General features: G+C 58.4%; 24 protein-coding genes. 13 read left to right on the top strand and 11 right to left on the bottom strand.

What is annotated here, in order from left to right:
* Positions 1 to 122 precede the first annotated feature (122 nt).
* A complete protein-coding gene (locus VGK48_16930; GenBank protein ID HEY2382862.1) occupies positions 123 to 980 on the top strand; it encodes a hypothetical protein in 858 nt (285 codons plus the stop codon).
* Positions 981 to 1,019: 39 nt separating this feature from the next.
* Here the strand turns inward: VGK48_16930 and VGK48_16925 are convergent, their stop codons facing one another.
* Positions 1,020 to 1,427, bottom strand: a complete 408-nt coding sequence (locus VGK48_16925; GenBank protein ID HEY2382861.1) for a clan AA aspartic protease — start codon at positions 1,425 to 1,427, stop codon at positions 1,020 to 1,022.
* A 303-nt stretch (positions 1,428 to 1,730) separates the two neighbouring features.
* On the opposite strand from VGK48_16925, the gene VGK48_16920 reads away from it, so the two are divergent.
* The 3 genes from VGK48_16920 to VGK48_16910 are packed head-to-tail and all read left to right on the top strand — an operon-like array spanning position 1,731 to position 3,409.
* On the top strand, positions 1,731 to 2,387 hold the full coding sequence (locus tag VGK48_16920) for a fibronectin type III domain-containing protein (protein ID HEY2382860.1): 657 nt from the start codon (positions 1,731 to 1,733) through the stop codon (positions 2,385 to 2,387).
* Between the two features lie 52 nt (positions 2,388 to 2,439).
* Positions 2,440 to 2,973 (top strand): sigma-70 family RNA polymerase sigma factor, encoded by a 534-nt coding sequence (locus tag VGK48_16915; protein HEY2382859.1) that lies wholly within the window; start codon positions 2,440 to 2,442, stop codon positions 2,971 to 2,973.
* Between the two features lie 7 nt (positions 2,974 to 2,980).
* Positions 2,981 to 3,409 carry a hypothetical protein gene (locus tag VGK48_16910; GenBank protein HEY2382858.1) on the top strand — a complete coding sequence of 143 codons (429 nt, stop codon included), beginning with the start codon at positions 2,981 to 2,983 and terminating at the stop codon, positions 3,407 to 3,409.
* Here VGK48_16910 and VGK48_16905 read toward each other — a convergent pair.
* The 6 genes from VGK48_16905 to VGK48_16880 all read right to left on the bottom strand — a co-directional run bounded on the left by VGK48_16905 (position 3,406) and on the right by VGK48_16880 (position 10,756).
* Positions 3,406 to 3,942: an ACT domain-containing protein gene (locus VGK48_16905; GenBank protein ID HEY2382857.1), complete on the bottom strand. Its 537-nt coding sequence runs from the start codon at positions 3,940 to 3,942 to the stop codon at positions 3,406 to 3,408. The genes VGK48_16910 and VGK48_16905 overlap by 4 nt on opposite strands.
* A gap of 20 nt (positions 3,943 to 3,962) precedes the next feature.
* On the bottom strand, positions 3,963 to 5,288 hold the full coding sequence (locus tag VGK48_16900; protein HEY2382856.1) for a DUF1552 domain-containing protein: 1,326 nt from the start codon (positions 5,286 to 5,288) through the stop codon (positions 3,963 to 3,965).
* On the bottom strand, positions 5,288 to 7,660 hold the full coding sequence (locus VGK48_16895) for a DUF1592 domain-containing protein (GenBank protein ID HEY2382855.1): 2,373 nt from the start codon (positions 7,658 to 7,660) through the stop codon (positions 5,288 to 5,290). The genes VGK48_16900 and VGK48_16895 overlap by 1 nt, the downstream gene beginning before the upstream one ends.
* Positions 7,657 to 9,174, bottom strand: a complete 1,518-nt coding sequence (locus VGK48_16890) for an ankyrin repeat domain-containing protein (protein ID HEY2382854.1) — start codon at positions 9,172 to 9,174, stop codon at positions 7,657 to 7,659. The genes VGK48_16895 and VGK48_16890 overlap by 4 nt, the downstream gene beginning before the upstream one ends.
* Positions 9,175 to 9,230: 56 nt before the next feature.
* Complete coding sequence (locus VGK48_16885; GenBank protein HEY2382853.1) at positions 9,231 to 9,650, bottom strand: BrxA/BrxB family bacilliredoxin; 420 nt, start codon at positions 9,648 to 9,650, stop codon at positions 9,231 to 9,233.
* A gap of 65 nt (positions 9,651 to 9,715) precedes the next feature.
* Positions 9,716 to 10,756 (bottom strand): hypothetical protein, encoded by a 1,041-nt coding sequence (locus VGK48_16880; protein HEY2382852.1) that lies wholly within the window; start codon positions 10,754 to 10,756, stop codon positions 9,716 to 9,718.
* 60 nt (positions 10,757 to 10,816) lie between these two features.
* Here VGK48_16880 and VGK48_16875 point away from each other — a divergent pair, with 60 nt between their 5' ends.
* Complete coding sequence (locus VGK48_16875; GenBank protein HEY2382851.1) at positions 10,817 to 11,266, top strand: hypothetical protein; 450 nt, start codon at positions 10,817 to 10,819, stop codon at positions 11,264 to 11,266.
* Here the strand turns inward: VGK48_16875 and VGK48_16870 are convergent.
* From VGK48_16870 to VGK48_16860, 3 genes are all read right to left on the bottom strand, one after another.
* Entirely contained in the window at positions 11,263 to 12,153 is an 891-nt protein-coding gene (locus VGK48_16870; GenBank protein HEY2382850.1) for a VWA domain-containing protein, read from the bottom strand. The genes VGK48_16875 and VGK48_16870 overlap by 4 nt on opposite strands.
* Before the next feature lie 75 nt (positions 12,154 to 12,228).
* Entirely contained in the window at positions 12,229 to 12,906 is a 678-nt protein-coding gene (locus VGK48_16865; GenBank protein HEY2382849.1) for a dienelactone hydrolase family protein, read from the bottom strand.
* Positions 12,907 to 12,967: 61 nt separating this feature from the next.
* Positions 12,968 to 13,810: an N-acyl homoserine lactonase family protein gene (locus tag VGK48_16860; GenBank protein ID HEY2382848.1), complete on the bottom strand. Its 843-nt coding sequence runs from the start codon at positions 13,808 to 13,810 to the stop codon at positions 12,968 to 12,970.
* 59 nt (positions 13,811 to 13,869) lie between these two features.
* Between VGK48_16860 and VGK48_16855 the strand changes: the two genes are divergently transcribed.
* The gene (locus VGK48_16855; protein ID HEY2382847.1) at positions 13,870 to 15,048 is read left to right on the top strand and encodes a hypothetical protein; all 1,179 of its coding nucleotides are present in this window, start codon (positions 13,870 to 13,872) and stop codon (positions 15,046 to 15,048) included.
* Positions 15,049 to 15,150: 102 nt separating this feature from the next.
* Here VGK48_16855 and VGK48_16850 read toward each other — a convergent pair whose 3' ends face one another.
* Complete coding sequence (locus tag VGK48_16850; protein HEY2382846.1) at positions 15,151 to 15,936, bottom strand: hypothetical protein; 786 nt, start codon at positions 15,934 to 15,936, stop codon at positions 15,151 to 15,153.
* Between the two features lie 123 nt (positions 15,937 to 16,059).
* Between VGK48_16850 and VGK48_16845 the strand changes: the two genes are divergently transcribed.
* From VGK48_16845 to VGK48_16815, 7 genes are all read left to right on the top strand, one after another.
* Positions 16,060 to 17,232 (top strand): amidohydrolase family protein, encoded by a 1,173-nt coding sequence (locus tag VGK48_16845; protein HEY2382845.1) that lies wholly within the window; start codon positions 16,060 to 16,062, stop codon positions 17,230 to 17,232.
* Between the two features lie 170 nt (positions 17,233 to 17,402).
* A complete protein-coding gene (locus VGK48_16840) occupies positions 17,403 to 17,960 on the top strand; it encodes a sigma-70 family RNA polymerase sigma factor (GenBank protein ID HEY2382844.1) in 558 nt (185 codons plus the stop codon).
* Complete coding sequence (locus VGK48_16835) at positions 17,957 to 18,859, top strand: zf-HC2 domain-containing protein (protein ID HEY2382843.1); 903 nt, start codon at positions 17,957 to 17,959, stop codon at positions 18,857 to 18,859. Before VGK48_16840 ends, VGK48_16835 begins: the two co-directional genes overlap by 4 nt.
* A 136-nt stretch (positions 18,860 to 18,995) precedes the next feature.
* Entirely contained in the window at positions 18,996 to 19,262 is a 267-nt protein-coding gene (locus VGK48_16830) for a DUF2282 domain-containing protein (protein ID HEY2382842.1), read from the top strand.
* A 27-nt stretch (positions 19,263 to 19,289) separates the two neighbouring features.
* Positions 19,290 to 20,165 (top strand): DUF692 domain-containing protein, encoded by an 876-nt coding sequence (locus VGK48_16825; GenBank protein ID HEY2382841.1) that lies wholly within the window; start codon positions 19,290 to 19,292, stop codon positions 20,163 to 20,165.
* Positions 20,149 to 20,934 (top strand): DNA-binding domain-containing protein, encoded by a 786-nt coding sequence (locus tag VGK48_16820; protein HEY2382840.1) that lies wholly within the window; start codon positions 20,149 to 20,151, stop codon positions 20,932 to 20,934. The genes VGK48_16825 and VGK48_16820 overlap by 17 nt, the downstream gene beginning before the upstream one ends.
* The gene (locus VGK48_16815; GenBank protein HEY2382839.1) at positions 20,931 to 21,401 is read left to right on the top strand and encodes a DoxX family protein; all 471 of its coding nucleotides are present in this window, start codon (positions 20,931 to 20,933) and stop codon (positions 21,399 to 21,401) included. The genes VGK48_16820 and VGK48_16815 overlap by 4 nt, the downstream gene beginning before the upstream one ends.
* The last annotated feature ends 20 nt before the right edge of the window (positions 21,402 to 21,421 follow it).

Below are 21,421 nucleotides of genomic sequence, written 5' to 3'. Positions count from 1 at the left end.
CAGCCCTTCCGGTTCGTCCCATAGATCGTCACCCTGCCTTGTTTCGCCTATCCTCCTCGATCGCTTAGCCTTCATTAACGTTTCCAGCCTCATCACTACTTTGACTGAGTACAATTGATGTTGTGAACATACGATTGCTGGCAGATACGTCCCCATGGGAGTGGCCCGACAATGCGGCAGACCTGCTGAAACAAACCTTGCGCAGCGGCCCGCCATCCGATCGGAGGATCGCCGCCGAGCTCTCTGGCGAACTCGTGGTCATGGATGACGAGATGGCCGAACTCTTGCTCGGCATTGTGAGCAATTCGACGGAATCCGATGAAATGCGCGCGACCGCCGCAATCGCGCTCGGGCCGGTGCTCGAACAGACGGAGATGGACGGATTCGACGACCCCTTCCTGGAAGACATCGGCGAAAACCCGCCGATTACGGAGGAAACCTTCGAGAAGATCAAGGCCACATTGCATGGTTTATATAAGGCCACATTGCATGGTTTATATAAGGATGAGTCGGCGCGCAAACTTGTCCGGCGACACGTCCTCGAAGCCTCCGTACGCGCTGACGCCGACTGGCACGCCGAAGCAATTCGTACAGCCTATGGTGGCGCCGACAAGGATTGGAAGCTCACCGCTGTGTTTGCGATGCGCTATGTTCCAGGATTCGAGGAAGAAATCCTTCAATCGCTGAATAGCGACAACGAGGAGATCCACTATCAGGCGATCAAGGCAGCCGCCGCACACGAAGTCAGCGAGGCCTGGCCGCATATCGAAGGACTGCTGGCCTCGCGAACCACACCCCGGCGGCTGCTGCTGGCCGCAATCAGTGCCGCGGCTTACGTCAGTCCGGAAGAGGCCGGGCCTGCCTTGGTCGACTTATCCATATCCAAAGACGAAGAGATCGCTCAGGCGGCGATGCAAGCTATGGATGAAGCCGAAGGCATGGAGTCCGCCATCGGCGAAGAAGATCAGGAGTACTTATAGGAAAGATCTCAATTACGAGGGAGCGTACGACATCGCTTCCTACGAAGACCGGCCGTCCGACCAGGACGCCATAACTATGGTGGAAGGAATATTCGGACTCTTTGGATTCGGTTGGACGGTCCGCGTGAGTGGATTGATCACCAAATTTATGTCTTCCATCGGCCCGGCGCCCAACAAAACGCGATCACCCAAAATCAACGCCCCGGCAAAACACGTTCTCCCGTCAAATCGGACTTCGATCGGCCCAACGTATCGGCAAAGCCTTATCGAACCATCGGCGATTGTGACTTCCCGTTCTTCAGCCGTGTTCAGTCTTAACTGCAGCGCCACATGCTCCGGAATGCAGAGCAGCATCGAACCCGTATCGACGAGCGCTTCGACTTCAAGCTGCTTCAACTCTGTCTCCCAAGGATTGCCTAAAAAGATCTTGGTGTAGATCAAGCCCATCATGTCTCCTATTGCATGCCGCATGCACAGCATAGTCAAGCACCCGGTTGCCCTTCCGCTTCCCATAGATCGTCACTCTGCCTTGTTTCGCATATCCTCGCAAGAATTTCGGTCCAGCCGAAAAAATATTTTCGCGGATTGCAGCAAACCGGACTTCTGGAGCGTTATACCAGTAGAGCCGCTGATTGACAGCGGCTCCCCGGGGCGAAAAGCTTCGGGTCACCCCGGCACGATTTGTGGATGCCGGATAAACCGTTAACCATTAACCGAACGGGACGTAATTCCCGTAGAAAGACAGACAGTATGACGAGTCCAACAAAAGTGACGCCCATTAAAGCGTCTCTCACGTTCGTTAAGGCGGTGCCGGCGGTGCTTTACACCTTCGCCTGCTCCGTCTACAACGGGATGAACGGCAATGCCGCTTATCCCAATCCCATGGTCGATATGCCGACCTTCAAGACGGCGATCGACACGTTCAACACGCTACTCGCAGCGGCCCTGGATGGAGGCAAGAAGGTGCTGACCGAACGCAACCATCAGGGGGAAGTTCTGATCCAGATCCTGCGGCAACTCGCGCACTATGTCGAGTCGGCCTGCAAGGACGATGTGACGATCTTCAGTTCGAGCGGCTTCCAGGCCGTCTCGAAAGTCCGCACGGCGACTCCGCCGTTGTCCCAGTTCATCCGGAAGATCACGGAAGGACCGAACAGCGGTGTGTTGCTGGTATGGCTTCTGGCCGTTGCCGGAGCGCTCAGCTATGAAGTGCGCTGGGCTCCGGTAGCGACAGGCGCCTCTGCGACGGCGGCGCCGGCGTGGACCAGTTCTCTGGTTCCGTCGACGCAGCCCCCGGCAACCGTTTCCAGTCTGACCCCCGGCACGGTCTATCAGTTTGAAGTCCGTGTTCTGAGCAAGACCGGGTGGTCGGATTGGGACGGCAACGCCACTCGTATGGCCCGCTAGCAGCGAGGGCCGGCATACTCTCCCTTTCCGGGAGAGTATGCCGGCAAACCATATGAATAATACTCAACCGGTTACCCAGACTATGGAACTCGCGGATTGGTGGAAGCTGATCGAGCAGTACTGTGTCGATCACGGTGAGATGGTGCAACGCTCGGCGCGCCGGGTCACCGGCAACGACTACGATGCGGAGGATGTGGCGCAAACCGTTTTTGTGCGGCTACTCCATCGGGAACCCTTCGAAGGAATCCGCGACAACCCGGGAGGATACCTGCGCCGCTCGGCCATGCGCGAATCCATCAGCCTGTTGCGCGCGAGAAGGCGCAAGCAGGCAGACCGCATCCCGAAGCCCAAGCATGCCGGTCCGGAATTTATGGATAACAGCACGCGTCCGGATCTGCGGCATGTAGCGAACGCGCGGCTGGAGGCGGCTCTGGAGCAATTGGACCCGGCGATCGTGGAGATGCTGATCATGCACTTTCGCGACGGACTCAGCGCTGAGGAAATTGCCAAAGAGTTCGATATGAAGCGCGGAACGGTGTCGTCGATCCTGACACGAAATCGCGCCAAACTCGAAGAAATCTTGTGAGGATGATATGAACGACAAAAAAGAAGAGCTCCGGCGGCGGCTTCAGGAATTGCTTCCCCGGCTCGAAGAACAGGGCCGCAGGCGGGAACAATTGCGTAATGATATCCGGGAGTTGCAGGCAGAGCTCGCGGAACGGAGGGAAAATGAAGGCCCACCACCGTGGCCTGGAGCCCTCGAACCCCTGGTGTTGGCCGCGGTTTTGCTCGTGCCCGCCGGCGACCTCGACAACATTGCGGAAAAGGCCATGGAACTCAGTTCCAGCCGATACGGGTTGCCGGAAATACGGTCCACTGTTCACCGCCTTGTCCAGAGGAAGTTCCTCTCGGAAAACGACCGCAGCTTTACCATCACGCCGCAGGGCGAACGCGAATTGGCTCAGGCGCGGGATGACGCCAAACGCTGGATCGATGCGCTAGGAAACTGGACGGCTACCTAGTTTTTCTGCGTGGTCAACTCGATATCGATGTTTTCATCACGCTGCAGCTGGTCCAGACGCTCGCGGAGGTCGTTGATATTCATGCGCGCCGGTACGGCGAGTTGGGCTTCGAGTCGAAACAGGGGCGCGCCGCTGACCGGAGCCGGGTATGTGGTCGTTTCCAGCGATTGAATATTGATGCCCAGCCCGCTCAACAATCCGCTGATCTGGTAGACGATCCCGGGATGGTCCATGCAGGAAGCCACCAGCTTGTAGGGCAGTAAAAACTCGGAAGGCTTGCTCGCGGAGGGCGTCCTGGTCTTCACCTCGAGGCCGCTCTCCGTTTCGATTTGTTGGCGATTCTGCGAGATCGTCGCAAGGCTGGCGCTTTCGCCGGTGATCAGAAGGATGATGGCGAACTCGCCGCAGAAGACAGCCAGCTTGCTGTCTTCGATGTTGCAGCCGTGGTTCGAAATGAACCGGGACAGCTGCTGGACGAGGCCGACCCGGTCGGGACCGGTGGCCGTCAGAATCAGATGATCTCGTTCCGCCATGTGATCACCCGCCGGGGAAATCAGATTTCGAGCCGCCCAGTGCTGTTGCCGAAAGCGTCTCTCTGGACGCCCAGCTTATCGAGCATGCTCAGGAGCAGATTCGACATGGGTGTGTGTGCCGGCGTCACGATATGGCGATTGCCTTGAAGCTTTCCGGAAGCGCCGCCGAGCAACACGATCGGCAGCGGGTCGTGATCGTGCTGGTTACCGTTACTCATGCTGCTGCCGTAAAGAATCATCGAGTGGTCGAGAAGGTTCCCATCGCCGTCGGGCGTCTTCGACAGTTTATCGATGAAGTAGGCCAGCATCTGCACGTGATACTTGTTGATCAGAGCGAACGAATCCATGTTCGCTTTCACGTTAGCGTGATGCGACGAGCCGTGGAAGCCGCCCCGGTTCCCGCTGGCCGGATAACTGGCGGGGCTGAGATCTTTCGCGTACATCAAAGTCGCGACGCGGGTAATGTCACTCTGGTAGGCCAGCGCGAGGAGGTCGAACATCAACTTGATGTGATCTTCGAAGGCTTCGGGCGTTCCGACAGGCGCGTCCGGCACGTTTTGCCCGCCGCCGTCCTGAGCATTCTTATCCAGAACGGTTTTGATCCGCCGTTCGATTTCCCGGATGTCGTCCAGATAGCCGTCGACGCGGGCGCGATCGGATGACGGCAGGTCCTTCTTCAGGCCGGCGGTCTCTTCCATGATCGCGTCCAGAATACTGCGGTCCTCGCGTTTGCGCGCCAGGCGTTGTTCCGTGGTTCCGCCGTCGCCGAAAAGCTTTTCGAATACGACCTGCGGGCTGTTTTCCATCGGCAGCGGGACTGTCGGCGTGCGCCAGGCAATCGTGTTGAAGTAGGCGCAGCCGTAGCCGGCGCCGCAGCTCAAGCTGACGTCTTCGATCGCAAGCTCGATCGAAGGCAGCGGCGTGTCCTGGCCGATACGTCCTGCGGCAATCTGATCCACCGTTACCCCGACCCGGACGGAATTTTTTTGCGGCTGGCCTCCGCTGAGGAAGATGGCGGCGGAGCGCGCGTGCTCGGCTCCGGCGTCCGCTCCCGTTGCCGCCTGATGCGCCAGGTTGCTGATCACACACAGACGATCACGATATTTTTCGAGCGGGCTGAGCGTTTCGGAGAATTGAAAGTCTTTACCCTCCGTTGCGGGCGTCCACTTGTACATGGTGGCGCCGTGCGGAACATAGAAGCAGCCCAGCCGCGTCTTCGGCGCCGCCGCCGAGTTCTGGAGTGCGGTTTGCGCCCCTACCATGGACTCCAGGAAGGGCAGCGCCACGGTGACACCTGCGCCATGAAGAAATGTTCTGCGGGAAAGATGCTTCTTGGTGATGAACATTATGGGGTCTCCTCCGCTTTCTTGACTCTCATCTGAAAGGGCTCGCTGTTCACGATACCGGTAACAATCGCCGAAAATCGATAATTATTGCGTCCGGCGTCGTGGGTAATTTTGCGTATCGCCGGCATGTCGTAATAGTGCGCGGGGCGGCCTACGGCATACATCAGCAGTTTCTCGGTCATGGTCTGAACGAAGGCGTCCGGACGGCTGAGGATGGCGCTGCGCAGCGTCGCGACGCCGTCGATCGGTGTGCCGTCGACCAGCTGGCCGGAAGGATCGATTTTGCTTCCGGAATCCTCCGCGCGCCAGCGGCCGACGCCGTCGAAGTTTTCCAGCGCAAGCCCGATGGGATCCATCAATTGGTGGCACCCTTTGCACGGCTGATTCGCCCGGTGCGCCGTCATTCTCTCGCGGACCGAAGTCGGAACCGTTGAAACTCCCTGACCGTTGGTGTTTTCAGGCAACGGCGGCACGTTCGGGGGCGGAGACGGAGGCGGACTGCCAAGAAGATTTTCCAGGATCCACGAACCGCGAGTGACGGGCGATGTCCGGTTCGGGTTCGACGTGATGGTCAGGAAGCTCCCCTGGCCCAGCAGTCCGCGGCGGTTGTCCGGGACCGTGACGCGGCGGAAGTCGCTGCCATAGACATTCGGAATTCCGTAGTGTTTCGCAAGCCGCTCGTTCAGGAACGTATAGTCGGCATTCAGGACATCGAAAACGCTGCGGTCTTCGCGCACGATGCTTTCAAAAAGCATCTCCGTCTCGCGCTGGAAGGACTGCCGCAGATTGTCGTCGAAATCCGGATACATGATCAGGTCGGGATTCCGGTTCTTCAATTCGCGCAGGTAAAGCCATTGTCCGGAGAAGTTCGTCACCAGCGCCCCGGACTTCGGATCCTTCAACATGCGCCGGACCTGCTGCTGCAGAACCTGGGGGTCCTTCAGTCTGCCTTGCTCGGCAACGCTCAGGAGTTCATCGTCCGGGATGCTGCTCCACAGGAAGAACGAGAGCCGCGACGCCAGTTCGAGATCCGACACCCGGTGCGGTGCGCCTGCCTGCACATTTGCGGCATCACGCTCGAACCGGAATACGAACTGCGGGTCGGCCAGAATCCGGCGCAGCGCCATCTCGACGCCTTTATCGAAAGGTCCGTCTTTGCGGCCCTGACGGTAGAAATTTAGCAGGGGCTCGACGTCTGCATCTGTAACCGGCCGCCGGTACGCGCGCCGCGCCACCGTGGAAATGATTTTCCTGGCACAAGCCGGCTCTTCGGCGGCAGACGACGGGTGGCATACGAAAATACGCTTCCGGCTCGGTGTCTCGCCCGGCCCGAGAATGTTGTAGGGACCGAGGATCTCGACGCCCGCCAGATGGGGAACGGTTGTATATCCGAATTGCACACCGGTCTGGAGATCGGCCGTCGATGCCTCATAGCGCTGGAACAGGTCATCAACACCCGCTGCTGTCTTCTTGATAAATGTGACGATGATCGTCTGTGGCCCGGCCCTCACTGGCAACCGGATTTCGAGGGGAGTTGCCGGTCCGCCTTGCGCGCCGCCGCGAATGTAGTAGTACGGGGCGGACCTGAGATCCATCAGCGCGACCCGCGCGCCGTTCACGCTCATCTCGAGTTGTTCGCCCTTGGCGGCGCCGCCGTACTGCGGTCCGAAGTTCACCTTGAGCAATGAAAATTTGAACTGGTATTCGCCGTCGACCGGAAAGTTGTGACGAATGATAATGCCGCCGCGCGTTCCGATCGGCAGGCCTTCGATGTGATTGTCCTGGGTGAGATCGCCGCGAACTTTATAGGTTGTCGAGAGCGGGCCGATGCCGGTGTCACCCACAGCCAGCCGGCTGATCTTTGCCGCTGCAGAAACGTATCGTTCGATCAAAGCCGGTGACGTTCCAAGCACATCGGCGATGTTGTCCAAGCCTTCACTGGAATCGTCGGCCGGAAGGATGGTGGAAACATCGACGTCGACATCGATCAGATCGCGGACGGCGTTCGCATATTCCGTCCGGTTCAGCCGGTGCAGCGCCGTCACTCCCGGGTTCTTGTGCTGCAGTGATGCCGTATCGATCGCGTTCTCGAGCGTGCCGCGGAATGCTTCGAGCGTTGCGCGGTCGGGCCGTTGCGCTCCGCTCGGAGGCATCAGACCGGCGCGCAATTTGCGGATGGCTTTTTCCCAGGTCTCCGCGTTTTCATAAGGGTGATCGGCGTCGAGTTTTTCGAGCGAGAGGCCGCCGGTTTTTGCCCGGTCGTTGTGGCAGCCCACGCAGTACTTGGTCACGAGCTGTTGTTGCGGGCCCTGCGCCTCCATGAGCAGCGGGAAAATGAGCCACAAAAGGCACAAAAGGAGACCCTTTTTCATTTTGCACCCATGAGCTCTTGAAGGAGCGCAATCGTCGACGGCTTTCGGACCGGGGGTTGAACCGCAAGGAACACACCCTCCGCGAAGGTCATCGGTGTACGCCCCTGCTTGTCTTTTACATCCAACTTGGAACCGTGCTCGGCGAGCAGTTTTACCATCGCGTCGAAGCCGCGATTGGTTGCGCCGTGCATTGCGGTGAACCCTTGCGAGTTCACGGCATTCACATCCGCACCTTTTTCGAGACAGAGCTTCGCGGCTTCCAGATATTCGCCGTCCGGCCGGCTGTAGGTCTGGGCTACGACCCAATTGATTCCGGCTGCAGCCATCAGGGCTGTGGAGCCATCGTTCGTTGCCATGTTGGGATCGGCGCCGTGTTGCAGGAGCAGGCGCATCAGTGTGACGTCGCCATTGAGGGCGGCCCGAATGAACGCGGTCTGGCCGTCAAAGTTCGCCCAGTTGGCGCTCACCTGATAGAACCCGCGGAACGGCGTGGTGTTGACTCGGGCGTTAGGAGCTGCGTTTTTTGCAAGAAGCGCTTTGATCAAATCCATCGGATCGCGTTTGTCGGGAAGCGGCGGCGGCGTGTCGCGGGTAAAGTCCGGATTGCGCATTTCGACGGCGGCAAACAGGGGTGTCCGCTTATAGAAGTTGTCGGCGGCGTTCGGATCGGCGCCTTTGTCGAGCAGGAACAGCGCAAGCTCGATATGATTGTTCGTGATTGCCGCAACCAGGGGATGCGTGCCGTTGGCAGCCGGCTTTTCCAGATCTGCTTTCGCATCGACGAGAATCCGGGCCATTTCGAGATTGCCGTCGCGGGCGGCGAACAGCAGAGCCGTCATGCCGCCCGAAGGACTTGGCACGGCCCGGGACCGATAAATTCCCGGCCCGTGCGCGCCAATGTCGGCGGATGTGGCTTGCGGAGTACCGGTGGTGCCGTCTGGAATGACGACGGTGCTTTGAGCATTGATATCCGCGGCATGATCCAGAAGCAGTTTCACGACATCGGGATGATTTTCGAGAACCGCCCACATGAGGGCCGTCTGGCCGCGGACGCTCTCCCTGGCATTGATATCCGCGCCACGATCCAGCAGCAATTTTACCGCGTCGGCTTTGCCGGTCCGCGAAGCGGTCATCAGCGCGGTCTCTCCGCCGGGGTTCGCGGAATTCGCATCCGCGCCGGCCCGCAGCAGAATGTCGATCATCGCTGCATTGCCGTTCACGCATGCGAGGTAGAGAGGCGTCACTCCATAACGAGTGACGGTATCGGCCTTTGCGCCGGATCGGATCAGGAGTTGAGCCAGATCGGCGTCGTCCGAGCGCACCGCCCAATGAAGCGCGGTCATCCCGTCGGCCTGGGCGGCGTTGACGTCGATTTTCTGCTGGAGCAGAGACCGGACGGTACTCCGGTCGGATTTCATCACCGCATCGGCAAGACGCGCATCGCCTCCGGCAGCGAACCCGTTGAGACTGCAGAGGAATACCCCCAGGAACAGACCCAGATTCTTGGCGCGCATAAGTGGATGAAGTTTATACAAAAAAGGCGCGGATTACACGGAATCCGCGCCCTTTTTTATCTTTGGACGGTCGGTACGCAGAACCGGTCGAAAGCCTCGGTCAGATCCTTGGCAATGGAGTTGGGATCCCGGCCTTCGATCTGATGCCGTTCGAGCATGAATACGATCTGCCCGTTCTGCAGGATCCCGACCGACGGCGAAGATGGAAAGTAGCCCTTGAAATAACTTCGGGCCCGATCGGTGGCGGCGACGTCCGCGCCGGCGAAGACGGTCACTACTTTGTCCGGCACGGCCGCATGCTTGAGAGCCATGCCGATTGCAGGCCGTGCGAGCCCGGCGGCACAGCCGCAGACCGAATTCACGACGACCATGACGGTGCCTTTGGTGTTCCGGATAACCTGGTCGACTTCTTCAGGCGTGCGGGTCTCCTCGACGCCGAAACGCGTCAGGTCCTCACGCATAGGTTTAACGAGCATTTCTGGATATGGCATCTGGGCAGTTTAGCACGGGAGATCTATTGCAATGTTGCAATAGATCTCACTTACGGGTGGTACTGCGACTCCAACCGCTGCCGGACCAATTCCATATTCTTCTTGGCTCCGTCCCGCAGGCTGCTGCTGATCAGCGCCCGTTTCATACCCGACAGCGGGCCGCGCAGGCCGTCGGCTCTGGAACGATTGAGATAGATCAGGTAGGAGTGCGAAAGGTCCGATCCAGGCCCGTGGACCAGCGCCGTCAGACCGAGCGATGCCTCGAAGTAATGGCTGGCATAGATTCCCTTCGATGCGATCAGGACGTCGGTTGCTTCCGGCCGGACCCGCTTGTAGATGATGACATGCGTGATGCTGATCACGGGCTTCAGGCCGAACTTCTCCTTCGACCAGTAGATAAAGTCCTGCGAGTCTTTCGGGCGCGAGCGGGGGAACGCTTCCAGATAGGTTTGAAACTCCGGCGTATAGCCATACGTGTAAGGCGCCGGCTGAAGCAGAGAATGAAATTCATCGACCAGGCGCAGCCGGTAGGATTTGTCGCGATACTCCGCGAGCGCGGCGTTGCCGCCCTGCAAATACCCTTTGAGGTACTGCAGCAATTTCTGCCGCATCACCGCGTTGGCGCGTTCGCGGTAATTCGGCGCTTTCCAGTCGAGGTCGGTCATGAACTCCTCGATGAAATACGCCGGCATCTTCACATCGCATTTGTTGAGGTGGCATTGCCGGATGGCTTCGATGTCGGCCGCATCGAGCGACAGATCGGCCATGTCTTCCAGTTTCGGCGGATTGCTGAACTTTCCAATCTCCAGAACGTTATCGCTCTTTTTAAAATTGACGATGTCCTGAAACTTGCTGATGTAGTAGTCCGCCGGAACGCGAAGCTGCATGATGGCAAATGCCGCCACTTCCCGCTGTTCCATTGTCGGCGGCAGTTTGACGACAATCTGCCCGTGATCCAGCTGGCCGAGTTCGAGCGGCGTGAATGCCAGCCGGTCTTTCAGGAAGGTCTGCAGATCCGAGGAAACCGGCAGGGCAAACACCGCTGCAGCCACGATGCAAATCAACAACCCGGTTGTCAGGAGCGCTCTCATGCCCCACCTCGGCGCCATTCTACCTTGTGAAGTGGGCTCATCTCGTATATAAAAATCTGGATGCACAGGCTTTGTGCCATTCTCGCTTTTACGATTACCTTATCCCTGGCAGAAATCTGGACGATCGCCGCCGATGATACGGATTCCATAAAGCTCGTCACGACCGGGCGCGTCGAAAAAATCGATACCAAGCACAAAACTTTTCAGTTCAAATTCACGATGGATGCCGGGGATGGCGCCCGGCGTCCGGTGCAGAATGCTCCGTATCCGGGCCGGGGCGGCGGCCGGCGCGGCCGGGGCGGCGGATTCCCGGGAAGAACTCCGTTTCCGAATGCGGCGTCCGACAATTCCAAGGAAGTGAAAGTTTTTGTTTCCGATGCCACGAGGGTGAAAGGGCTTTCCAACCCTCTTCAATTCTCCGACTTGAAATCGGGCGATCACGTCACGATCACTGCCATCCACCGGCCACACAGCGACGAGCTCGACGCGCAGGTTATCGTGCGGAATTAGCTTCCTGGCGCGTAGTAGCCCTCCCGGGCCTTCACCTTATAAGTGGGATCTTTCGGGACGATGCGAATCTGCCTGTATCTGTTATCGCGGGTAGTATTCGTTGAAACATAACCGAGGCTGTATTGGCTCCGCAGCTCGTCGGAAATTTCGGAGAAGACTTCCGTGAGGTCGCTGCGTCCGCCGACGAAAAAAACCGTTCCGCCGGTTTCGAGTGAAAAGCGCTTCAACGTTTCCGGGTTGCCGCTCCCGCGGTTACCGAAAAATCCGCCGACTCGGTTAGATATCGAATAGATCACGGCATCGCTCTGATGCGCGGCGACGAGCGCTCCGCTCAGTTGCACTTTGCTGATCGTGTCCTGGCCGTCGGTGATGAGAATGATCGCCTTGCGGCCGCCCTCTTTCGGAAACTGCTCTTTGCAGGCAAGGTAGATCGCGTCATAGACAGCGGTGCCGTTTCCAACCGTCAGCCCGTTGATGGCGGTCCGAAGCCGGCTCTTATTTTCGGTGAAGTCCTCTTCCAGCGTGACGGAGCGGTCAAAACTGATGACCATGGCGAGGTCGCCCGTTTTCAGCGTCGTATCCAGAAACGAGGTTGCCGCGGCTTTTTCGTCGGGCAGGACACGACTCACGCTCAGGCTCTTGTCGATTAAAAGGCCGATCGTGAGTGGTCTCTCGTTCTCATGGCTGAAGCGCTGGATTTCCTGCGGCTTCCCGTCCTCTTCGAGCGTGAAGTCGTCTTGCTTAAGGCTGGACACAAAACGGCCGGTGCGATCGGTGACGGTGAACGACACGTTCACCAGATCGACATTGACCCGTAACGGCGCTTGCGGCGGAGTCTGTTGCAATCCCGCCGCTGCCGCGATCATCAGTATGATTTTCCGCAACATCCGAGCCCAGTATGCAAGCTTGGAGAGACGGATTGAACGGCGATTTTGTTAAATCTGTGTGGCTATTCCCCGCTTTCAGCGCAGGTACCGGTCGAAAAACTCCAGCGTTCGCCCCCAGGCGGCTTCAGCTGCGGCGGCATTGTAGGCAATCGGTGCGGATGGATCTTCGTTCGTTTCATTGGCGAAGGCATGTTTGGCTTTGTAGCGGTGGCCTTCGTACTTCACGCCGGCCTCTTTGAGTTTCTGTTCGAGGCCGTCGACTTGGCTGATCGGGAAGAACGTATCGTCCAACGCCCAGTGACCCATCAACGGGGCCTTGATCTTTGAAGCATCGACGTAGTCGAGGGGCGGGCATCCGTACCACGAAACGACGGCATCGCTTTCAGGGACGTTGACGGCGGAAAGAATCGTCAGCGCGCCTCCCATGCAGAAACCGGTCACTCCGGCTTTCGAACTGTGTTCCTTCAGATACTGCACCGCGCCGCGAATGTCCTGTGTGGCCGCGTCGGCGAAATCCAGATTGGTCATCAGATGTTCCGCTTCCTTCGCGTCGAGGCCCAGCTTGCCGCGATAAAGGTCGGGCACGAGCGCGCGATAGCCGCTTGCCGCGAGCTGATCCGCCACTCCTTTGATCTGGTCGTTCAGTCCCCACCATTCCTGAATCACAACAACTGCGGGAGCATGATTTCCGGTATTCGGCTCCACATAAAAGCCGGAGCACTCTTTTCCATCGGGTCTTTTGAACGTAATCATCATGAAGTTATTTCTATCGCCCGTACTCCACGGGAACAAGCATTTTTTGGAAGACGTCGCCTCAGTCGTAATATGCCGGCGACTTCTTAAGCTTGGCGTTCGCGATCAGGTCATGCTGAATCCACAGCTGGGCTTTCGACTTTTTCAGGAAATCCTCGATCGCCGCCCTCGACTTGACCGTCTGCGCCGCATTGAATTCCGTGGTCGGAATCTTCTTCAGTTTGCGCTCCTCCGGATAGTGATAGAGGTCCCCGCTCAGGACCACCGGCCCGGTGTTCTCCAGTTTCAGAAACAGCACCTGGTGATCCGGCGAATGTCCCGGCGCCGACTTCAGGACCACCGTTCCATCGCCGAAGACATCGTAATCGCTTCTGGTGACAATCACCGTTTTGCTGTTCCTGAGCGCGCTGTAATTCTGAGGCTCCGTCCGGGGTGACGGAGGATCCATAATCATGATATCGCGTTCGAGCGGACGTACCAGCCATGTTGAACGGGCGAAAAGGTTGCCGTTTCCCACATGATCCCAGTGGAAATGCGAGATGGAGAGATACGTGATGTCCCCGGGGGCATATCCGATCTCCGCCAGTTGCGACGTCAGGGTCTTCTTCGCCGTCGCATACCGCATGGTTCCCGGCCCGCCGCCCGGCTTGAAAGCGCTATCCGGAACCGGGCCGGCATCCCACATCAACGTGCCCATCGGATGCGCCACCAGGAAACACGGCGCGGACATGTCCTTCGTCGCCAGTTCTTCCTTTTTGAACCGGTACGGTGAAGTGTCCGGAATATCCAGCGTCCCGCAATCGAACACGTATAGACGGACGGTTTTCGGTGGCTGCGCTTTTGGTGTCTGCGCGGCCGGCGCAGGAAACATCGCCAGGAAGGCAAGTAGAAATAATTGCAACATTGGGTCCTCTTTTTATGGAAGAAGGGAACAATACCGGAACTGTGATAGGTTTGCCAATCATGAATAGGCGGCAATTTGTCTTCACAGCGGCAGGGGCCGGGATGCTGGCCCGACTGCCCGTCGCCCTGGGATCCGCGGCAGCGAAATACGATCTCATCATCAAAGGCGGCCGCGTGATCGATCCGTCGCGGAAAATCGACGGCGTCCGTGACGTTGCCATCGCCGGTGATCGGATCGCGGCGGTCGGAGCCAACCTGAACTCGGATGCAGCGAAGATCATCGATGCGAAGGGCAAGCTGGTCGTTCCCGGTCTGATCGATATCCATACTCATGCGGCGCGTACCAAAGAAGGCCCGGGGCTTTGCCTCGCGGACGGCGTGACAGGCTGGATCGATGCCGGCTCGCAGGGCGCAGACCACATCGAGGATACGATCGCTGTAGCGAAGTCGGCCCCGCAGGCCGCGAAGGTTTTGATCAACATCGGCCGGGCAGGCATTCTGCCCGAAGGCGATACGATGGATCTCAATCGTGCGGACGTCGCGCTTCTTCGCGCGGCGATCGAAAAGAACCGCGGCATGATTGCCGGCATCAAGGCGCGGCTTTCACGCGACGTCGCCGGCCCGAATGATTATGAAGTGCTCCGGCGCGCCCAGGAAACCGCCACCGCTTACAGGATTCCGGTAATGATCCACATGGGGCAGACGATGACGCCGCTGCCCAGGCTGCTCGCGCTTCTCAAGCCGGGCGATGTCGTGACGCACATGTTCGCGCCTCCGCCCAACAGCATCATTGATGAGAACGGACGCATACTGCCTGAAGTCATCGCAGCGCGGCGCCGCGGTGTGTTCTTCGATCTCGGCAATGGCCGCACCGGCCACTTGCGATGGGATGTTGTCGACAGCGTTTTACGCGAACGTTTTCTCCCGGACACGTTTTCCACCGACTGGACGGTGGAGGCGCGGACCGCACAGGTCATCAACTTCCCGAACGTGATGTCCAAGTTTCTGATCCCGGGCATGCCGCTCGATCAGGTCATCGCGCGCGCCACAGTCAACCCCGCGCGCGTTTTTCCGGTGTTTCGCGGCCGCGGCACTCTAAACGTGGGGGCGCCGGCGGATGTGGCCATCCTCGAGCTTCGGGGAGGAATGTTCGAGTTTGTTGATAATTACGGGAACAAACGGATGGGCCGCCAGAGACTCTTTCCGAGCATGACGGTTCTGGGCGGGAAACAGATTTAAGCACTATTGGATCATTGCATCATTGCAAGTTTCTTCATTTCTTCAATTGAAGAAATGAAGAAACTTGCAATGATGCAATTTGAATTACGTCTTAGTCCATTATCACGGCACGCTGACGGATCGATTAATCCAGAGGATGTTGTCCCAGCTCAGCAGCTTTTCGCTGCCGTCTAAGAGCTTCGCATAGCTGCCGCCGCCGGCCTTGAATGAGAACTCTTTTACCCGGTCGGGCGGATTGGTTGTGGCATTCCGCAGGATATCCAGCACCTGCTCCTGCTTCGAAATCTGGTAGAAAGCCGGGTTTTTCGCCGAGTAGAACTTCACTTCAGCCGGGTTGGTTTTGTTCGCGACGCCTCGTTCATACTTGATGTGCATTTCAAGGCGTTCACCTGTCGCGGCGGCGAAAACCCAATCCTGGGAATCGGCAATTCCGCCGGCGGTGTCGGAGGTCGTCCGCTGCATGGTATGCATGGCGGCATGAAGGTAATTGCCGAATGGGCCCGGCGCGTCGCCCGGATCTTCGCTCAGCCCGCCGATCACCAGCTGCGCCGTCGCGCCGGACGGGTCCTTGACCGGAGCCACCAGATATACCAGGCGGTTCGATCCCTTGCCCACCGGTTTCCCGTCCGGCCCGTTGATCGTCACACGATCGATGAACACCGCGCGAAGATTGCAATCCTTGGCGGCGCCCTGCGCGGCAATATTGGGTGTCCAGCCCTTCGGTAGAAACGTGGCCAGCACAGCATCCGGGACGTGCAGGTCCAGCTGGAATCTGGCTTCCGAGCTGTATTCGACCAGGTTTTGGGCATTGGCTTGACGGGCCAGACCCGCCACTAAGATAAGATAGAGCAGAATTCGAATCGATCTTGCGCGAACGCGTGCCGACATTGTCCCCTCCTCAAGGTGCATTGCCTCTCCTGATCCGGTAGTATGCCGTCAGAAGCGGTTTATATGAAAATCCAATTAACCCGAATTGAAGCGAACCGGCTGATTCCCGGACGAGGCGAACCCATCGAGCACGGCTGCGTGATCATGGAGAACGGAAAAGTAACTTATGCGGGACCTTCCGCGAAAGCGCCCTCGACTCCTGGCGCAACAGTAACCGAGGCGAAAGTCGTGATGCCCGGTCTCTGGGATTGCCATGCGCACTTTTTCGGAATGACTCGTCCGGATCTTTCGGTGCTCGTTTCAGAGGCGATTCCCGTTGCCACGGCGCGGTCCGTCAAGGATGCGGAGCGGGCATTGATCGCGGGAGTGACATCCATACGTGAAGTCGGTGGGCTGGGCATCTTCCTCAGCCGGGCGATCGCGGAAGGGTCGATCCCCGGCCCCCATATCTATGCTGCCGGAGCAGTCCTGAGCATGACCGGCGGCCATGCGGACATTCACGCCTTCCCCCTCGACGTGCTTCACTCGGCCGAAGGCGCCTCGTCGTTGCTCGCGCTCTGCGACGGCGTGCCGTCCTGTCTCTATCAGGTCCGGCGTCAGCTTCGGCTCGGCGCGAAGCTCATCAAGATTTGCGCCTCAGGTGGAGTTATGAGCGAGGTGGATCATCCCATCCATCAGCAGTTCAGCGACGAGGAGATGCGCGCCATCGTCGAAGAGGCTGCCCGTGCCGATCGTATCGTCGCGGCGCACTGCCACGGGAAGCCGGGGATCATGGCGGCGCTCCGTACCGGTGTGAAGACGATCGAGCATGGCTCCTATCTGGACGAGGAGGGCGCCGATTTCATGGCGAAACACGGCGTCATGCTGGTTCCCACACGGTTCGTGGTCGAGGGGCTGATGGCCATGAAAGGCTCCATGCCCGACTATGCCTTCCGCAAACTCAACGCGCTCGCCGAACGCCACCTGGAGGCGATCAAAATTGCCATCCGCTGCGGCGTGAAAATCGCGGCCGGCACCGACATCTTCGTGAGCGGTCCCGCCATGTGGGGGAAAAACGGCCTGGAAGCCGCGAACCTCGTGAAAGCCGGGATGACGCCGCTGCAGGCCATCGAAGCCGCCACCGCCAACGGTCCCGCCACCCTCGGTCCCCAGGCGCCGCAATCCGGCCTGCTGGCTCCCGGCTACGATGCCGACGTGATTACTCTTGATGCCGATCCGCTCGAAAATATTTCAGTGCTTGGCGATTCCACCAGGGTGACAGGCGTCTGGAAGATGGGAATTCCCGTAGCCCGGTGACGCAAGAAAATCCGTTCGTTTCCCTGCCTCCCGACAAAAAACCGTTTCTGGGAATATTTGGCTTACGGCCGGGCTTTTATATCTTGAATGCACTACTGTTTTTCAGGTTGCGGCAAGGTTGAGGCCGGACCCGTGAGCGGCTGATAGGAATTACAGGGAGTCGAGCGACTGTGCTTTTCCGAAAGAACGCCCAGGCGGGAGAGTTCGAGGCAGCTGCTGTTCCGCATCTGAACGATCTGTATCGTACGGCCGTCCATCTCGTGCGCGATCGTGGCGAAGCGCAGGACCTGGTGCAGAACGTATATTTGCAGGCCTGGAAGTCTTTCCACCGGTTCGAACCGGGAACCAACTGCCGGGCATGGCTCTTCAAGATTCTCTTTAATGAGGTGCGTCACTACCGGCGTCGGTGGTTCAGAAACAGGGTCGTTCCCGAGGGCGAACAGCCATTCGAAGAGACACTGGCGTATGAGCCATCCATTCCTGAGGAGGTGCGGGATGAAGATATCCTGCAGGCTCTGGACGCGATGCCGCCGGAGTACAGGGAAGTTGTTCTGCTGGCCGACGTTCACGAATTTGCGTACAAGGAGATCGCGGAGACGCTGAATATCCCCGTAGGAACCGTAATGTCCCGCCTGAGCCGCGGCAGAAAACAGCTTCGGCTGTCGTTGGCCGGTTACGCAAGAGAGTTGCGCCTCACCGGCCCGCACAATGAGGTGCAAGAGTCATGAACGTAATTCATTTCAATGACAAAGCCTGCGAAAAGGTTCGGAGGTACTTCGATTCGTATTTAGACAACGAGTTGCTCGTGGAGACGAACCATGAGGTGCTGCGCCACCTTGCCGTTTGTGCAGATTGCACGCGCCTCCTTGAAGAACGCGGCCGCTTGAAGAAGGCGGTCAGGCAGGCCGTAATGCTGGAGGAGCCGCCCGCCGGTCTGCTCGCAGGCGTTCAGAAGACAATTCGCGAAGGAAAACGCGGCGGTTTTTTCGCGCCGGAGCCCCGGCAGTGGGGTCTTGCGGTGGCGGCTCTGCTGGTCCTGGCCGTAGGTGGAGTGCTTGCCGTGCGCATGATTGGTTTGAGAACCCGGGAGGCCGGTGGCGGTCAAGGCGTATTCCAGACTATCTCCACCCAGGCCAGGGAAATTCTGCGGATCGGGCTGGCGGATCATGTTCACTGCACTCTGGAACTTGGGAGATGGAAGCAGTTGCTCTCCTTCGACCATATGAAGCAGGCGACCGGAGAGACCGCGCTGGGCCCGGAGTTCATCGATCTGGTTCCTGTGGTGAAACAAAAGTTGGGACCCCATTTCCAGCTCATTCAGGGGCATCGCTGCACGTTCAATGGGCGCGACTATGTGCACCTGATTGCAACCGGCGGGAATGGCGCAATTCTTTCGCTCGTCATCACGGAGAAGAAGGGGGAAGCCTTCACGCGCGCCCAGGTGGCGGCCACGATGGAAGCGTCCGGTGTCCGGGTGTACAGGGACAATCAGGATCAGTTGGAGATCGCCGGCTTTGAGACAAATCGTTTCCTGGCGTTTGTCGTATCCAACCTTGACCGTGACGGGAATCTCAAAGTCGCAGCAGACCTTGCCCCTTCCGTTTCTCAGTTCCTGCAGAGGCTGTAAACGCTTCCCGAAGAAAATCCGCAAAAAAAGGTACTTGAGACGGGTTTCCGGGAATATCCGAAAACCCAGCGGGCATATACTTCTCGACGAGAACACCGGGCCCGGCGTGCCGGGCTACACCATTCGGAGGACTTTCATGAACAAACGTTTCGTTGTCGCTGCGGCCCTGGCTGCGGCAGTCGCGGGTCCCGCCATTCTTTCAGCCCAGAAGCCGGCTCCCGCACCAACTTTCAAAGCGGAAAAGTGTTACGGAATTTCAAAGGCCGGAAAGAACGATTGCGCGTCCACTGGAGCGAATTCCTGTGGCGGCACATCCAAGATAAACGGAGATCCGAAAGCATGGATCTACGTTCCGGCAGGTTACTGCGAGCGTATCGTCGGCGGCAGCAAGATGCCGAAATAGCGTTATCGCTGTAAGAGTGGTCATCGCATGAAACCGAATCGCCGGATACCGGAGCGGGCAGGCATTGGGTTGAGACTTCCCCATATTGCGGAAGTGGTGGCCACTCGCCCCAGCGTGGGATGGTTCGAGATTCATCCCGAGAATTTCCTCGCCAATCCTCACGCGAAAGAACTGCTGATGGAGATATCTCATCATTACCCCGTTTCCATTCACACCGTCGGAGTCTCTGTTGGAAGCGCAAATGGGATCGATCGCCCGCACCTGAAGCGCATGCGCGAACTGGTGGAGCAGGTCGATCCCATTTTCGTCTCCGGCCATCTGGCCTGGTCCACGTTCGGCAATGAGTACCTGAACGATTTGTTGCCTCTTCCTTTTAATAAGGAGGCGCTGCAGGTGGTCCAATCTCACGTTCAGGAAGTTCAGGATGTCCTGGGACGGCCGTATCTCGTCGAGAACCCGGCGAGCTATGTCGGCTTCCGCTCATCGACGATGAACGAGGCCGAATTTCTTTCGGAGCTCGCCGGAAGCACCGGATGCCGGTTGCTGCTGGATATCAGTAATACCTATCTGAGCGCGCATAACATGGGTTATGACGCGAAGAAGTACATCGATAGCCTGCCGGCGGAAGCCATCTCTCAACTGCACCTGGGCGGCTTTACGCCGGAAAAGGACGAGGCCAATGACGGCGGAGAGATATTGATCGACACTCATGCGGCTTCCATTGCGGGACCCACATGGGATCTTTATGCCTATGCTCTTCGCCGTTTCGGATCCAGGCCCGCTTTGATCGAATGGGATAATGATCTGCCACCGCTCTCAAACTTGCTTGGCGAAGCTCTGCGCGCCGATGCGATTACCGCGGAAACTCTGACCGGGGAGGCATTCCGTGCCAACGCTGGCTGATATCCAGGAACTCCTTCGCGGCGCGGTTGTCGGGGGTGAAACTGCGGCTGCCGGTAAGCTGCTTACCGGCGGAAAGTATCCCCAGAGAAGGCTCGAGATTCACCGAAGAAACTACGAAACCAGCCTGGTGATGGCCCTATTGGCCAAGTTTCCGGCAACCGTGTGGCTGATTGGATCGCCGTTCGTTACCGAAGCCGCGAAACGGTTTGTTCTCGAGCATCCGCCCTTCGCGCCGTGTATCGCAGAATATGGTGAAGCGTTTCCCCGATACCTGTCGGCAACTCCCGCCGCCGGTCGTGCGCCTTATGTTGGCGAGTTCGCGGAGTTGGAATGGCATGCAGGTCATGTCACGGTTGCGGCGGATGAGGCGGCAGTTCTCTGGGACGAACTGATGTCACTTCATGCCGCGAAGATTTTCGAGACGCCGCTGTTGTTGCAGGCGGGAGTCCGCTATCTCAAGGCATCATGGCCGATCGATGAACTGCTCAAGCTGTATTTATCGGAGAGCGCGCCGGAGCGATTGTCATTTGAACCTGCGGAAGTCTGGCTTGAAATCCGCGGGTCTCGTGGTGAATTCAACATTCACCGGCTCGATGCTGCCGAATTTATTTTTCGCAAATCTATTTCGGAAGGCCGTTCCGTCGGTGAGGCCGCCGAGTGCGCTCTCGATGCGGACTCTGCCTTCGATGCGGGCCGTGCTTTGGCGATGCTGATTGGCGCCGGTCTGGTCATCGCTATCCAGGAGAGCGGCAAAGGAGAAATGTTATGAGCGCTTCCGAACATACCATTACACACGGGCCGCCTCTGCGGCAATTATTCGTATCGGCGCGCGAACTACTGGGCCGTTTTCCGCTGTCGATCATCCAGTTGTTGATGCGGATCGGCGTCGGAGCCGTGTTCTTCACGGCAGGTCTGCTGAAGTACAACTCGTTTGAATTTGCCGTGAAACTGTTCGAAGAAGAATACAAAGTGCCCGTGCTCGCGCCGGCCGTTGCCGCCCGTCTGGCCATGTTCAATGAACTGACTTTTTCCACACTTCTGTTCCTGGGCCTGGCCACTCGCTTTGCGACGTTGCCATTGCTGGGTATGATCACCGTCATCCAGATATTCGTGTACCCTCAGGCGTGGACCGATCACGTGCTATGGGGATCCATTCTGATCTTCCTGCTGACGCGTGGTCCGGGCGCGTTGTCGCTCGATCATCTCATCGAGCGATATCTGGCGAAGCGGGGGTAATCACCCGGTTGTTACCTGAG

This window comes from Terriglobia bacterium (assembly GCA_036496425.1).
In the GTDB taxonomy this organism is placed as follows: Bacteria; Acidobacteriota; Terriglobia; order 20CM-2-55-15; family 20CM-2-55-15; genus 20CM-2-55-15.
Note: the sequence above shows the minus strand (reverse complement) of the source record. Positions and strands in the feature narration are given on the sequence as shown.

Coding starts and splice junctions, on each gene's coding strand:
- VGK48_16925 (HEY2382861.1), bottom strand. CDS start 1,427: ATGGGCTTGATCTACACCAAGATCTTTTTAGGCAATCCTTGGGAGACA.
- VGK48_16920 (HEY2382860.1), top strand. CDS start 1,731: ATGACGAGTCCAACAAAAGTGACGCCCATTAAAGCGTCTCTCACGTTC.
- VGK48_16915 (HEY2382859.1), top strand. CDS start 2,440: ATGAATAATACTCAACCGGTTACCCAGACTATGGAACTCGCGGATTGG.
- VGK48_16910 (HEY2382858.1), top strand. CDS start 2,981: ATGAACGACAAAAAAGAAGAGCTCCGGCGGCGGCTTCAGGAATTGCTT.
- VGK48_16905 (HEY2382857.1), bottom strand. CDS start 3,942: ATGGCGGAACGAGATCATCTGATTCTGACGGCCACCGGTCCCGACCGG.
- VGK48_16900 (HEY2382856.1), bottom strand. CDS start 5,288: ATGTTCATCACCAAGAAGCATCTTTCCCGCAGAACATTTCTTCATGGC.
- VGK48_16895 (HEY2382855.1), bottom strand. CDS start 7,660: ATGAAAAAGGGTCTCCTTTTGTGCCTTTTGTGGCTCATTTTCCCGCTG.
- VGK48_16890 (HEY2382854.1), bottom strand. CDS start 9,174: ATGCGCGCCAAGAATCTGGGTCTGTTCCTGGGGGTATTCCTCTGCAGT.
- VGK48_16885 (HEY2382853.1), bottom strand. CDS start 9,650: ATGCTCGTTAAACCTATGCGTGAGGACCTGACGCGTTTCGGCGTCGAG.
- VGK48_16880 (HEY2382852.1), bottom strand. CDS start 10,756: ATGAGAGCGCTCCTGACAACCGGGTTGTTGATTTGCATCGTGGCTGCA.
- VGK48_16875 (HEY2382851.1), top strand. CDS start 10,817: ATGCACAGGCTTTGTGCCATTCTCGCTTTTACGATTACCTTATCCCTG.
- VGK48_16870 (HEY2382850.1), bottom strand. CDS start 12,153: ATGTTGCGGAAAATCATACTGATGATCGCGGCAGCGGCGGGATTGCAA.
- VGK48_16865 (HEY2382849.1), bottom strand. CDS start 12,906: ATGATTACGTTCAAAAGACCCGATGGAAAAGAGTGCTCCGGCTTTTAT.
- VGK48_16860 (HEY2382848.1), bottom strand. CDS start 13,810: ATGTTGCAATTATTTCTACTTGCCTTCCTGGCGATGTTTCCTGCGCCG.
- VGK48_16855 (HEY2382847.1), top strand. CDS start 13,870: ATGAATAGGCGGCAATTTGTCTTCACAGCGGCAGGGGCCGGGATGCTG.
- VGK48_16850 (HEY2382846.1), bottom strand. CDS start 15,936: ATGTCGGCACGCGTTCGCGCAAGATCGATTCGAATTCTGCTCTATCTT.
- VGK48_16835 (HEY2382843.1), top strand. CDS start 17,957: ATGAACGTAATTCATTTCAATGACAAAGCCTGCGAAAAGGTTCGGAGG.
- VGK48_16830 (HEY2382842.1), top strand. CDS start 18,996: ATGAACAAACGTTTCGTTGTCGCTGCGGCCCTGGCTGCGGCAGTCGCG.
- VGK48_16825 (HEY2382841.1), top strand. CDS start 19,290: ATGAAACCGAATCGCCGGATACCGGAGCGGGCAGGCATTGGGTTGAGA.
- VGK48_16815 (HEY2382839.1), top strand. CDS start 20,931: ATGAGCGCTTCCGAACATACCATTACACACGGGCCGCCTCTGCGGCAA.